The following is a 13683-nucleotide window of genomic DNA, read 5'->3' as shown; positions in this document are numbered from 1 at the left end:
CGGGCGATGTACCCCCAGCGTAGCCGGGTTCGACAAAGAAGTGAACACAAATTCAAAAATTGAACATAGAATCAACAAATGGCCTATAAACGCTCCGCCCTGATGGAAGAACGCCTTGCCGGCGCCCGTGAACGCATCCTGCTGGCGACCCGTGTGCTGGTGGCGGCCGGCGGCTACCGCAACGCCCCGGTGACCGCGGTGGCGGCCGAAGCCGGGGTCTCCACCGGCCTGATCTACCGGCACTTCCCCTCCAAGGCCGAACTGTTCGTGGAGGTGCTCACCGCCGCCGTCGAGCACGAGCTGCGCATCTTCGAGGCGATCGCGGCCGAGCCGCTGCCCGCGCCGGAGCGCCTGCGCCGGGCGATCACCGCCTTCGTGCGCCGCGCGCTGGCCGGGCCCGGGCTGGCCTATGCCTTCATCGCCGAGCCGGTCGATCCGGAAGTGGAAGCCGAGCGCATCCGCTGCCGCCGTCTGTTCGGCGATGTGTTCCGGCGCATCGTCGCCGATGGCGTGGAGGCAGGCACCTTCCCGCCGCAGGACACCCATGTCGCAGCGGCCTGCATCGTCGGCGCGTTCACCGAGGCGCTGGTCGGCCCGACCGCACTGAGCCGCGACGCGCACGGCGACGAAGATGCGCTGGTCGAGTCGATCTGTGTTTTCTGCCTGCGTGCCGCGGGCGCCTGAGCCGCGCCGATGCTGCATTGCGACACCCGGCGGTCGCTTGCGCAGCGCCGCCGACGCTGGTCATACTCGGCCGACAAGCCGTGGTCCAACGACTACCAGCCAGGGGTATAGAGAGTGCGGAATTACGACCTCGAGTTCCTGAAACGCTTTTCCATGGTCATCGCGCTGCTGATGGCCATCACACTCGGCCTCATCATCTTTGCGGCCTACCTGCATACCAGCATTCCCCCTGAAGTCTCGCCGATGGCGGCCAAACGTACCGAGCAGCGCATCGCGCCGGCCGGTGCGGTGTACGCCGGCAGCACCGGTGCCGCCGCGCAGGCCGCCGCCCATGCCGCCGCGCTGGTCAAAGCCGCCTCGCAGGTCGCCTACGGTGGCACCACCGACGGCAAGGTGATCTACGACAACCTCTGCACCGCCTGCCATACCAATGGCGTCGGCAAGGCGCCGACGCTGGATCACGGGCATTGGGATGCGCGCATCGCCCAGGGCAAGGACACGCTCTACAAGCACGCAGTGGAGGGCTATACCGGCCCGGACGGTGGCATCATGCCGCCCAAGGGCGGTAATCCGGCGCTGACCGAGGAGCAGATCCATGCCACGGTCGATTGGATGCTCGCCAACCTGAAATGACGGCTTTGCCGGATCAGGCCACCGACGCCGCCGAAGGGCGGCGTCTCACTTTATGTGGTTAGCCTTGTCGCACTTCCCTGGAGTCCCGCTTCCGATGCGCCGTACCCCCCTCGTGTTCGCTCTCGCGCTGGCGTTGTCCGGCGCGGTCCATGCCGCCCAGCCGCAGCCCGCCACCTCGCCGCAGGCGCGCCCGGCGCCGACCACGTCGGCCACGGTCACCCTGACCGCGCCGCCCACCGACTGGCGCACGCTGGATGGCCAGCAGGTCCGCATCGCCGCGCCGCTGACCCTGGCCGGCACCGATGGCCTGTCGCGCTTCGGTGAGTTGACCGTGGCCTTTGGTGGTCGCCTGTGGCAGCCGAGCGAAGTGGCCGCACCCGGCACCGCCGGGCATGCCCAGGTGGTGGCCGACAACCTGCATCGCCGGCTGGTGCTGGACGATGGCAGCGACGCCCGCGATCCCGGCCCGGTGGCCTACCTGCCGGCGGCCGCGAACCTGCGCACCGGCATGGTCCTGCGCAATATCGAAGGCATCGTCCGCGTCGATCCCAAGGGCAACACCCGCCTGCAGGTGACCCGCCCGCTGAACCTGCCGGCGCTGGAGCGCCCGGCCGTACCGGTGGTGGCCGGGGCTCTGCATGTGGCGGCGTTCAACCTGGAGAACTTCTTCAATGGCGACGGCCAGGGCGGCGGTTTCCCGACCCTGCGTGGCGCCCGTACCCTGGCCGAACACCAGGCGCAGAAGACCAAGCTGGTCGCCACCATCAACGCGCTCGGCGCCGATGTCGCCGCGCTGATGGAACTGGAGAACGATGGCTACGGCCCGCAGTCGGCGATCGCCCAGCTGGTTGATGCGCTCAATGCGGACCGGGGCCAAGGTGCCGACTGGCGTTTCATCGATGCCCGGCAGGGCCCGGGTGACAACCCGATCCGGGTCGGCATCATCTATCGCGCCTCGCGCGTGACCCCGGTCGGCGCCCCCGCCGTGCTGGAGAAGGAGCCCTTCGGCGAGCGCAGCCGCGTGCCGCTGGCGCAGGCCTTCCGTGCGGGCAAGGGCGCGCCGTTCGTGGTCGTGGCCAATCACTTCAAATCCAAGGGCTGCTCCGAAGCGACCGGCGCCGATGCCGATCAGAAGGACGGCCAGGCCTGCTGGAATGCCACCCGGGTCGCCTCGGCCACGCTGCTGGACCAGTGGCTGGCGACCGATCCCACCGCTGCGGGTACCCGCGATGCGGTGCTGCTGGGCGACTTCAACGCCTACGCGATGGAAGACCCGATCCGCACCCTGCACGCGGCCGGCTGGCGGGATGCGTTCGCGGTGGCGAAGGTCGAACGGCCTTACAGCTATGTCTACAACGGCATGACCGGCCGGCTGGACCATGCGCTGTTGAGCCCGGGCATGGCCAAACGCCTGCGCGCGGCCGCGGAGTGGCACATCAATGCCGATGAGGCCGACGATGTCGGCTACCGCGACCGCAACGAAGCGGGCCCGTGGCGCAGCTCGGACCATGATCCGCTGCTGCTGGGGTTTGATCGCTGATACCGCACGGGTGCGCCGGCACGCCCGGCCACCGTCGCGTTGCCCGGGTAGTGCCGGCCGCTGGCCGGCACCGCATCAACCAGTTACCACGTGCCCCACGCGATCAACCCGATCGCCACCACGGCCAATCCCAGGCCCACCCGGTTCCACACACTGGTGCGCTCGCCGAAACCGACGATGCCCACCAGCGCGCCCAGCACCACCACGCCGATGTTCATGCCGGCGAACACCACCGCCGGGCTGTCCGGCAGATGCTGGTGGGCGCGCACGTAGAACAGGATGTTGCCGAAGTTGAGCAGCCCGAGCAGGGCGCCGCCGACCCCGTTGCGCCACTGCAGGCGGGCGATGCCGCGCAGGTGACGCCATAGCTGCAACGCCAGCATCAGCACGAAGGCCAGGCTGAAACTGGCCAGCAGCGCGGCCATCGAGGGCGTGCCCGACAACGCCACCTTCTTGAGCAGGATGTCCACCAGGGCATAGCCCACCCACACCGCCAGCAGCCACGGCCAGGCCCGCCCGCCAGTGGGCTCGGCCGCACCGGCGCGCGGGCGCACGCTGATCCCCAGGATCGCCAGCAGGCCCAACCCCAGGCCGGCCAGCTTCCAGCCGTTGGCGGTCTCCCCGAACACCAGGAACGCGGCCAGCAGCGAAAGCAGGAGTGACAACCGCTGGGCCACGTCGCTGCGCACGATCCCGGCGCGGGTGACCGCGCGGGCCATCATCAGGAAGATCGCCGGCAGCGCCACGGCCAGGCAGAGCAGGGCGGCCCACGGCGCATGCGCGGTCTGCAGTGACGCCAGCGAGGGCTGCAGCAGCACCGCGCTGAGCACGCTGGCGACCAGATAATTCCACGTCACCACCTGCGGCATGTCCAGCCGCTGGCGCGGCGCCAGCTTCAGCAGGACCGAGACCAGCACGCTGCAGAGAACGCTGAAAACCAGAAAGTGCATGTACGGATCCGGCGGGGCGGCGGTGAAGCACGCGGAGGGACGGTATTATGACGCCATGCACAATCCCCCATTTCCCCAAGAAAGCGGTGCGCTGACGCTGGACGGACCGGTCGGTCCGCTGGATGTCGTGGTTGATCTGCCCGAGGCCGATGTCGCGGTGCAGCCGGTGGTGGCGATCGTCTGCCATCCGCTGTCCACCGAGGGCGGCAGCATGCACAACAAGGTGGTGACCATGGCCGCGCGCTCGCTGCGCGACCTGGGCATCGCCACCGTGCGCTTCAACTTCCGCAGCGTCGGCGACTCGGCCGGCACGTTCGACAACGGCGTGGGCGAACAGGACGACCTCAAGGCCGTCGCCGCCTGGGTCCGTGCGCAGCGGCCGGGCCAGGCCCTGTGGCTGGCCGGTTTCAGCTTCGGCGCGTACGTCTCGCTGCGCGCGGCGGGCGACCTGCAGCCGACCACGTTGATCTCGATCGCGCCGCCGGCCGGGCGCTGGGATTTCGAGGGCATGCAGCCGCCGGCCCAGTGGCTGGTGATCCAGGGCGAGGAAGACGAGATCGTCGACCCGCAGGCGGTCTATGACTGGCTGGACAGTATGGATGCACCGCATGAACTGGTGCGCATGCCCGATACCAGCCACTTCTTCCACCGCAAGATCGTCGACCTGCGCGGCGCGCTCATCCATGGCGTCAAGCAGTGGCTGCCCAACCCCGCCCCCGACGCGGCATGAGCGACACCGTGATGACCCCGTCGCAGCGCTACGCCGATGGCGTGGCCCGGGGCGAATGGCAGAACGACCCGGCCCAGCACGCCGCCCTGGCCGAGCTGGACCGCATCCATCTGGCGCTGGTCGACAGCGCCCAGGACGGCTGGCTGGACCGCCTCTCCGCATTCTGGAAGAAGCCCGAGCCGGTCAAGGGCCTGTACTTCTGGGGCGGGGTGGGGCGCGGCAAGACCTTCCTGGTCGATCTGTTCTATGACGGCCTGCCGATCGAACAGAAGTACCGCACCCATTTCCATCGCTTCATGCGCGGCATCCACGAGCGCCTGCGCGAGCACCAGGGGCAAAGCGATCCGCTGGCGAAGATCGCCCAGGAGTGGCGCAGCAAACTGCGCGTGCTGGTGCTGGACGAATTCTTCGTCACTGACATCGGCGATGCGATGCTGCTGGCGCGCCTGCTCGAACGCATGTTCGCCGAGGGCGTGACCCTGGTGACCACCTCCAACACCGCGGTGGAAAACCTGTACCTCAACGGCCTGCAGCGCGACAGCTTCCTGCCCGCGATCGGACTGCTGCAGACCTACTGCGTGGAGCTCTACGCCGAAGGCACCGAGGACTACCGCATGCGCGCGCTGACCCGCTCGCCGGTGTACCAGTCCCCGATCGATGCCGGCAGCGATGCCTGGCTGGCCGGCCGCTGGGCCGAGCTCAGTGGTGGGCAACCGGCCAAGGCGGGCAACATCGAGATCGAGGCGCGCAAGATTCCGGTGCGCGGCCGCGGCAAGAGCATCGTCTGGTTCGATTTCAAGGCGCTATGCGAAGGCCCACGCGGCCCGTCGGATTACATCGAGATCGCGCACGAGTTCAACACCGTGCTGCTCGGTGACATCCCGCACTTCGACACACTCAACGAAGATGCCGCGCGCCGCTTCGTCAACCTGATCGACGAGCTGTACGACCGCCACGTCAACCTGGTCTGCACCGCGACCGATTCACCGGTCGGGCTGTATTCGGGCATCCGCCTGCAGGGCGCGTTCGAACGTACCGCCTCGCGCCTGATCGAAATGCAGAGCGCCGAGTACCTGGGCACCCCGCACCGCGCGTAGCTCCACGCCGGGCCTGGACAGGCCGTGATGTAGATCCACGCCATGCGTGGATAGGCCGTGCAACGTAGATCCACGCCATGCGTGGATGCTCTCTACAACGGCGGCAACACCAACGCGTCCCCGCGCGGCTGTTCGTGCGCGATCGGCGCGGCCGCGTCCTCGTTGCGGTCCATCACCATCATTGCCAGCGGCCTGCCCTGGTAGCGCACCTCCAGCGACTGCTGGATCGCGTCCAGCGCCAGCACCTGCGTGCACAGCGACTGGGCCTGCGCCTCCAGCGCCTTGCCACGCAACTCCATGCGGTGCTCCAGGTCGGCCTCCATCTTCTCGGCGCGCGCCTCGATCCGGCCAGAGCCGCCGGTCAGCATCGTCCACAGCACCCCGCGGGCAAGCGAGGCCGACATCGACTCGGCCGCCTGCTCGATGCGCGCCTCGAACTGCTCGCCGAACAGGTCCTGCTCCCAGATCCCGCGGCCCAGCGTACGGCCAACGTATTCGTGGGCATCCCTGCGCAGCCCTTCCACCTCGCGCGCCTTGCGGCCGCTGCCGGTCATGATCTCCACCGTCGCCCCCAGCGCATCGAAGGCGATGTCCGTGGCCTCGCCGGCCACCCCGGCCACCGCAGGCACCAGCTGGCGGGTGCCCCACTCGAGCTGGCGCAGGCGCTGGGCATCGGCGTCACTGACCGGGATCGGCTGGCGATCGATGTTCAGCTCGCCATCGTGGAAGAAAATCTCCGCCGGCACCTGCTCGCGGTTGCGCAGCCAGATCCCGCCGCTGTCCACCAGCACGTTGTAGGGCGTGCTCACCCCGCACTGGCGCGAGGAGAGGGCCGGCGCCTTGGTCTGGCCATCGGCGGCGGCGGTGCCGGCCAGGGTCAGGCCCAGCAACAGACATCCAGTCAGGGGCAGGCGCATGGTCGCGTTCATATGAAAGGAGACGCGTTGGAGCGTCGCACCCCGGGGCGGCCCCGGCGCGGGTCGGAAGTCACCCTGACCGGCGGCCATTCGTTAGGGCCATGTGAGGCCGCTGTTCCGTTTTTCGCGCCCCTGCGTCGCATCCGGCACCGGCGTTTTGGCCTTGACTGCGCACTCGCTTTCGACAGGTCCAGACCGTTCGTCGGACGCCTTTCCGGCCCGGTCCTTGCGCCGCAAGGGATTAGGGAAATTCACTACATTTGGCGTTGACGACACCTGGTACCCCCACTATCTTGTGGCCGTCGGTACCGCCGACCACAAGTCGACGGGCGTATCGCCTTCACGCCGATGGCCTGAAGACCTACTGACAACCGCACGAAGTACAGCGTGTGGTGCCGGTCGCAGGATTCTCCGGGGGGAGAGGACCGGTGACGCAGGGGAACCGCCCGCAGGCTTGCCTGCCCGGGTCGCGGCTCCTGCGACGCCGATAGTCCACCCTGAGCATCTCTGCATCGGTTCCGGCGCCTGCCAGGCAGACCCACGCTGCACCACCCCAAATCACGCCAAGAGGAAAACGCCGTGAGCACCGAAACCAGCGCAGCTATCGATAAGGAAAGCGAATTCCTGCTGACCTCGCCGCCCACGGCGACCGCCATGAGCGTCACCAAGCGCAATGGCACGACCGAACTGGTGGACCTGAACAAGATCGTGCGCGCCGTACAGCGCTGCTGCGAAGGTCTGCATGCGGTGGATCCGATGCGCGTTGCGACCCGCACCATCTCCGGCCTGTATAACGGCGCGACCACCCAGGAGCTGGACGAACTGTCCATCCGCACCTCGGCGCTGCTGATCGGTGAAGAACCCGAATACGGCCGCCTCGCCGCGCGCCTGCTGGCCAACTTCATCGCCAAGGAAGTGTCCGGCCAGGAAATCCATGCGTTCTCGCAGTCGGTCGGCCGCGGCCACGAAGTCGGCCTGATCAACGCACGCCTGCTGGAGTTCGTGCAGGTCAACGCCCGCAAGCTCAACGACGCGATCGATCCGTCGCTGGACCTGCATTTCGATTACTTCGGCCTGCGTACCCTGTACGACCGTTACCTGCTGCGTCATCCGCACACCCGCAAGGTGATCGAGACCCCGCAGCAGTTCTTCCTGCGCATCGCCAGCGCGCTGAGCGAAGACGTGCCGGAAACCCTCGCGCTGTACAAGCGCATGGGCAACCTGGATTACCTGCCCTCCAGCCCGACCCTGTTCAACTCCGGCACCACCCACGAGCAGCTGTCCTCGTGCTTCCTGCTGGATTCGCCGCAGGATTCGCTGGAGTCGATCTACGCCAAGTACGGCGATATCGCCCAGCTCTCCAAGTTCAGCGGCGGCATCGGCGTCAGCTACAGCCGCGTGCGTTCGCGTGGTTCGCTGATCAAGTCGACCAACGGCCATTCCAACGGTATCGTGCCGTGGCTCAAGACCATGGATTCGTCCGTGGCCGCGGTGAACCAGGGCGGCAAGCGCAAGGGCGCGGCCTGTGTGTACCTGGAAACCTGGCACGCCGATATCGAGGACTTCCTCGAACTGCGTGACAACACCGGCGACGAATCGCGCCGTGCGCACAACCTGAATCTGGCCAACTGGATCCCCGACCTGTTCATGCAGCGCGTCGAGGCCGACCAGGAATGGTCGCTGTTCGATCCGAGCGTGGTGCCCGAGTTCACCGATCTGTTCGGTGAAGCGTTCGAGCAGGCCTACCTGCAGGCCGAAGCCCAGGGCAAGGCCCAGCGCACCATCTCCGCACGCAAGCTGTACTCGCGGATGATGCGTACCCTGGCCGAGACCGGCAACGGCTGGATGACCTTCAAGGACAAGTGCAACCGCGCCAGCAACCAGACCCTGCGTCCGGGCAACGTGATCCACCTGTCCAACCTGTGCACCGAAATCCTGGAAATCACCTCGGCCGAAGAGACCGCGGTGTGCAACCTGGGCTCGATCAACCTGGGCAATCATTTCGACGGCCACGGCGAGTTCGATTTCGAGAAGCTGGCCGACACCGTGCGCCTGGCCGTGCGTCAGCTCGACCGCGTGATCGACCTGAACTTCTACCCGATCGAAACCGCCCGCCGCGGCAACCTGCGCTGGCGTCCGGTCGGCCTGGGCTGCATGGGCCTGCAGGACGTGTTCTTCCGCAAGCGTCTGGCCTTTGACAGTGCCGAAGCCCGCGCGCTGTCCAGGCAGATCGCCGAAACGATCTACTTCCACGCGCTGGAAACCTCGTGCGAGCTGGCCCAGGAACGCGGCAAGCACCCGTCCTTCGCCGACACCCGTGCGGCCAGCGGCGAGCTGCAGTTCGATGCCTGGAACGTGGTGCCCGAAGACACCGCCCGTTGGGACGCCCTGCGTGAGCGCATCAAGGAACACGGCCTGCGCAACTCGCTGCTGATCGCGATTGCCCCGACCGCGACCATCGCCTCGATCGCCGGTTGCTACGAGTGCGTCGAGCCGCAGGTCTCCAACCTGTTCAAGCGCGAAACGCTGTCCGGCGACTTCCTGCAGGTCAACCGTTACCTGGTGAACGAGCTGAAGAAGCTCGGCCACTGGACCCCGGAAATGCGCGACGCGATCAAGCTGGCCGAAGGCTCGATCCAGGGCATCACCCAGATCCCGGAAACGCTGCGCCACATTTACCGCACCGCCTGGGAACTGCCGATGCGTTCGCTGATCGACATGGCCGCCGACCGCGGCGCGTTCATCGACCAGTCCGCCTCGCTCAACCTGTTCATGGAAAGCCCGAACATCGGCGCGATGTCCTCCATGTACATGTACGCCTGGAAGCAGGGCATCAAGACCACGTACTACCTGCGTTCGCGCCCGGCGACCAAGATCGCCAAGACGACCGTCAGCAGCTACACCCCGGTCGAAGCCGTCGCCTGCTCGCTGGAAAACCCGGAAAGCTGCGAGGCGTGCCAGTAACCAAGGCGTGCCGGCCCACCGGGCCGGCACCGCCGGGTGCACGGACGGAAAATCACACATTCGGTAGCTACCGACCGTTGGTCGGTAGTCGCCAAGAAGGACGAAACACCATGGCCGACAAGCCGACTCAAATGCTGCTCGATCCAGGTTTTGAACTGACGTTGCGCCCGATGCGCTACCCGCAGTTCTATGACATGTATCGCAACGCGATCAAGAACACCTGGACGGTCGAGGAAATCAACTTCCAGATCGACATCAGCGACCTGCACGGCAAGATGTCGCCGGGCGAGCGCCACCTGATCCACCGCCTGGTCGCGTTCTTCGCCACCGGCGATTCGATCGTGTCCAACAATCTGGTGCTGAACCTGTATCAGCATCTGAACGCGCCGGAAGCGCGCATGTACCTGTCGCGCCAGCTGTACGAAGAAGCGCTGCACGTGCAGTTCTACCTGACCCTGCTCGACAACTACCTGCCCGATCCGGACGAGCGCGCCAAGGCGTTCGACGCGGTGGAGAACATCGACTCGATCAAGAAGAAGGCGGACTTCTGCTTCAAGTGGATCGATTCGATCCAGAACCTGAAGCGCATCGAGACCCGTGACGAGCGTCGCCAGTTCCTGCTCAACCAGATCTGCTTCGCGGCGTGCATCGAGGGTCTGTTCTTCTTCGCGGCCTTTGCCTACGTCTACTACTTCCGTTCGCGCGGTCTGCTCAACGGTCTGGCCTCGGGCACCAACTGGGTGTTCCGCGACGAGAGCGCGCACATGGAGTTCGCGTTCGAGTGCGTGGACGTGATCCGCGAGGAAGAGCCGGACCTGTTCGACGATGCGATGAAGCAGGAGGTCTACGACATGCTGGCCGACGCGATCGAGTGCGAAGTGCAGTTCGCCGAGGACGTGCTGTCGGGCGGCGTGGCGGGCATTTCGACGCGCGACATGCGCCAGTATCTGCAGCATTGCGCGGACAATCATTTCCATCGCCTGGGCATGGAGAAGAAGTACAACGTGCGCAATCCGCTGAGCTTCATGGAGCTGCAGGACGTGCAGGAGTTGACCAACTTCTTCGAGCGCCGTTCCTCGGCCTACCAGGTAGGCGTGAAGGGCGAAGTGTCGTTCGACATGTCGTTCTGATCTGACGCTCACGTCGTGATTTCGAAAAGCCCCGGACATGTTCCGGGGCTTTTTGTTTGCGCTCTGCTTGCTTGAGCGTTGAAGCGTTGAGGCAACAGCGTTGGCGTCCGGATGCTGCGAGTAGAAGTGACCCGGGCAGGCGAATGCTGGACCCGCCGTGAATACGTCCGTGTAGGCTCGTGGGCCGCATCCATGCGGCCCAACGGTCCTGCATTCGCCTACCCGGGTCACGTCCCATGGATCTTCCATTGCGGTTGGAAAGGCGGTTGCTACCAACGTGCGCTGACTATCAATGAAGACCTTGGTATCAACACGTCGTGTAGAGCCGAGCCATGCTCGGCTGCTCTTCCTCTCCCACACCACGTCGCGTAAGCACTCGCCAAAGCCGCTCTCCCCACCGCGCATAAGCAAACTATCTAGAGGAGGTCGGGGGTCCCTTTGCAGGACCGTTAAGCGGCATGGATGCCCCCCTGTCGTATCATCCGCGCCATCCCACAGCATTCCCGGCCCCCGCCATGACCTCGATCCCCGAAACCATCCCGCCCATCGAAGTCCGCATGGCCGAGATCGTGTTCCCCAACCACACCAATCACCTGGGCACCCTGTTCGGTGGCCAGGCCCTGGCATGGATGGACAAGGCGGCGTTCCTGGCCGCGGCCCGCTACTCGCGCCGCACCGTGGTCACCGCACGCTCGGACCAGGTCGATTTCAAGCTGCCGATCCGCATCGGCCAGATGGTGGAGACCGTCGGCCGCATCGTGGACGTCGGGCGCAGCTCGATGAAGGTGGAGGTTGAACTGATCGCCGAAGACCTCCACACCGGTGAGCGCAAGCTGTGCACGCGCGGACACTTCGTGATGATCGCGCTGGATGCCGACGGCCATCCGACCAGCGTCCCGTCGCTGCCGGGTGACATCCCGGGCCCGTAAGCGGCCCGCGATTGCCTCTCCGCACCTGCGCCCCCATCTGCTGATCATGAGCACACCCCTCGCCGAGTTCATCGACCGCGCCCAGCGCCTGTTCGTGCTGACCGGCGCGGGCTGCAGCACCGATTCGGGCATCCCGGATTACCGCGATGCCGATGGCCAGTGGAAGCGGACGCCGCCGGTCACCTACCAGGCCTTCATGGGCGAGCTGGCCACCCGCCAGCGCTACTGGGCGCGCAGCCTGCTGGGCTGGCCCCGGTTCGGCTGGGCCCGGCCGAACGGCACGCATGCCGCGCTCGCCGCGCTGGAAGCCCGTTGCCAGGTCGAGCTGCTGCTCACCCAGAATGTCGACCGGCTGCATCAGCGGGCGGGCAGCGAGGCGGTGATCGACCTGCATGGGCGGCTGGACCAGGTGCGCTGCATGGGCTGCGAAGCGCGCACCACGCGCGAGGCATTCCAGCACCGGCTGCTGGCGCTCAACCCCGGCTGGGAGCATCTGGAGGCCGGACAGGCGCCCGACGGCGATGCCGATCTGGAGGTGGATTTCTCCGCCTTCCAGGTGCCGGCCTGCCCGGCATGCGGCGGGGTGCTCAAGCCGGACGTGGTGTTCTTCGGCGAAAGCGTGCCGCGCGAGCGGGTCGCGACCGTCCACGACCATCTGCAGCGGGCCGATGCGGTGCTGGTGGTCGGCTCCTCGCTGATGGTCTATTCCGGCTTCCGCTTCGTGCAGGCCGCGGCCCAGGCCGGGCTGCCGATCGCCGCGCTCAACCGCGGCCTTACCCGCGCCGACGCGCTGCTGAGCCTGAAAGTCGACCAGTCCTGCGCCGACGCGCTGGCCTTCCTGCTGCCAGGAACCGCCGCCGCCTGAGCCGCTACGAAACACTGATCCATTGGCACGGTTGCCTCCGCCGCCGCACAGGAGTGCAATGGCGCCCGGTTCCATTTCCTCTTCCCGAGTTCCCCCCTTGAGCCAGCTCTTCTCCTCCATCCCCTTCGGTCCGCTGACCCTGCCCAACCGCATCGTGATCGCGCCGATGTGCCAGTACTCCTGTGTCGACGGCCTTGCCAACGACTGGCACCGCATCCATCTCGGGCAGCTCTCGCAATCCGGCGCCGGCCTGCTGATCCTGGAAGCCACCGCCGTGCTGCCGGAAGGCCGCATCAGCTGGGCCGACCTGGGCCTGTGGGATGACGCCACCGAAGCCGCGCTGGCCTCGGTCGTGGCCTCGGTCAAGCAGTGGTCGCCGATGCCGCTGGGCGTGCAGTTGGGCCATGCCGGGCGCAAGGCCTCGGTCAACAAGCCCTGGGAAGGCGGCGGTGCGATGGACCCGTCCGATCCGCGTGCGTGGCCCACGGTCGCACCGTCCGCGCTGCCGTTCGCCAAGACCGACCCGACCCCGACCGAACTGGATCTGGCCGGCATCGATGCCGTGGTCGAGGCTTTCGCGGCCGCCGCCCGTCGCGCAGAGCGCGTCGGCATGGACCTGATCGAACTGCACGCCGCGCACGGCTATCTGCTGCACCAGTTCCTGTCGCCGCTGAGCAACCGCCGCGAGGACGACTACGGTGGCTCGCTGGAAAACCGCATGCGCCTGCTGGTGCGCGTGTTCGATGCCGTGCGTGAGGCCGTCTCGGACCGCATCGCGGTGGGTGTGCGCATCTCCGCCAGCGACTGGGTGGCCGGTGGCTGGGATATCGAACAGACCACGACTCTGGCGCACGTGCTGGATGCGCGCGGCTGCCAGTTCCTGCACGTCTCCAGCGGTGGCAACGACCCGCGCCAGCAGATTCCGCTGTCGCCGGGCTACCAGGTGCCGTTCGCGCAGGCGATCAAGGCGCACAAGCTGCGCATGCCGGTCATCGCGGTGGGCCTGATCACCGAGCCCTCGCAGGCCGAATCGATCCTGCGCCATGGCCATGCCGATGCGATCGCGCTGGCCCGCGGCATCCTCTACGACCCGCGCTGGCCGTGGCATGCCGCCGCCGCACTGGGCGATTCGGTCGCTCCGGCACCGCAGTACCTGCGCTGCGAACCGCGCGAAGCCCGCGGTGTGTTCATCGCGCCGGAACGCTGACACGCTGACGGTAGTGCCGGCCGTTGGCCGGCATCCG

The 13683-nt window shown here is 66.9% G+C and carries 12 protein-coding genes; 10 read left to right on the top strand and 2 right to left on the bottom strand.

The genetic code is table 11. From position 1 onward, the window contains the following. The first annotated feature begins 78 nt into the window (after positions 1-78). From ABE483_RS03280 to ABE483_RS03270, 3 genes are all read left to right on the top strand, one after another. Positions 79-684: a TetR/AcrR family transcriptional regulator gene (locus ABE483_RS03280; RefSeq protein WP_121044348.1), complete on the top strand. Its 606-nt coding sequence runs from the start codon at positions 79-81 to the stop codon at positions 682-684. A gap of 114 nt (positions 685-798) precedes the next feature. Continuing rightward, the gene (locus tag ABE483_RS03275; RefSeq protein WP_070474313.1) at positions 799-1317 is read left to right on the top strand and encodes a c-type cytochrome; all 519 of its coding nucleotides are present in this window, start codon (positions 799-801) and stop codon (positions 1315-1317) included. Positions 1318-1411: 94 nt separating this feature from the next. Next, positions 1412-2857: an ExeM/NucH family extracellular endonuclease gene (locus ABE483_RS03270; RefSeq protein ID WP_346465421.1), complete on the top strand. Its 1446-nt coding sequence runs from the start codon at positions 1412-1414 to the stop codon at positions 2855-2857. 83 nt (positions 2858-2940) lie between these two features. Here the strand turns inward: ABE483_RS03270 and ABE483_RS03265 are convergent, their stop codons facing one another. Next, a complete protein-coding gene (locus ABE483_RS03265; protein WP_346462711.1) occupies positions 2941-3807 on the bottom strand; it encodes an EamA family transporter in 867 nt (288 codons plus the stop codon). A 55-nt stretch (positions 3808-3862) separates the two neighbouring features. Between ABE483_RS03265 and ABE483_RS03260 the strand changes: the two genes are divergently transcribed. Further along, the gene (locus ABE483_RS03260) at positions 3863-4537 is read left to right on the top strand and encodes a CocE/NonD family hydrolase (protein ID WP_313208898.1); all 675 of its coding nucleotides are present in this window, start codon (positions 3863-3865) and stop codon (positions 4535-4537) included. Further along, positions 4534-5634 (top strand): cell division protein ZapE, encoded by a 1101-nt coding sequence (gene zapE / locus ABE483_RS03255; RefSeq protein WP_313208897.1) that lies wholly within the window; start codon positions 4534-4536, stop codon positions 5632-5634. Before ABE483_RS03260 ends, zapE begins: the two co-directional genes overlap by 4 nt. 92 nt (positions 5635-5726) lie before the next feature. Here the strand turns inward: zapE and ABE483_RS03250 are convergent, their stop codons facing one another. After that, on the bottom strand, positions 5727-6551 hold the full coding sequence (locus ABE483_RS03250; RefSeq protein ID WP_346481109.1) for a DUF2884 family protein: 825 nt from the start codon (positions 6549-6551) through the stop codon (positions 5727-5729). A 579-nt stretch (positions 6552-7130) separates the two neighbouring features. Between ABE483_RS03250 and ABE483_RS03245 the strand changes: the two genes are divergently transcribed. From ABE483_RS03245 to ABE483_RS03225, 5 genes are all read left to right on the top strand, one after another. Then, positions 7131-9515, top strand: coding sequence for a ribonucleoside-diphosphate reductase subunit alpha (locus ABE483_RS03245; RefSeq protein WP_313219878.1), 2385 nt, complete (start codon positions 7131-7133; stop codon positions 9513-9515). Between the two features lie 110 nt (positions 9516-9625). After that, positions 9626-10645, top strand: coding sequence for a ribonucleotide-diphosphate reductase subunit beta (locus tag ABE483_RS03240; protein ID WP_313208894.1), 1020 nt, complete (start codon positions 9626-9628; stop codon positions 10643-10645). 515 nt (positions 10646-11160) lie between these two features. Then, positions 11161-11574: an acyl-CoA thioesterase gene (locus ABE483_RS03235; protein ID WP_346481108.1), complete on the top strand. Its 414-nt coding sequence runs from the start codon at positions 11161-11163 to the stop codon at positions 11572-11574. A 46-nt stretch (positions 11575-11620) separates the two neighbouring features. Further along, positions 11621-12439, top strand: a complete 819-nt coding sequence (locus ABE483_RS03230) for an NAD-dependent protein deacetylase (protein WP_346481107.1) — start codon at positions 11621-11623, stop codon at positions 12437-12439. Between the two features lie 58 nt (positions 12440-12497). Next, complete coding sequence (locus ABE483_RS03225) at positions 12498-13646, top strand: NADH:flavin oxidoreductase/NADH oxidase (protein ID WP_313208892.1); 1149 nt, start codon at positions 12498-12500, stop codon at positions 13644-13646. Positions 13647-13683 lie beyond the last annotated feature (37 nt).

Origin of the sequence: Stenotrophomonas sp. TWI602 (genome assembly GCF_039674045.1) — a bacterium.
Taxonomy (GTDB): domain Bacteria; phylum Pseudomonadota; class Gammaproteobacteria; order Xanthomonadales; family Xanthomonadaceae; genus Stenotrophomonas.
Note: the sequence above shows the minus strand (reverse complement) of the source record. Positions and strands in the feature narration are given on the sequence as shown.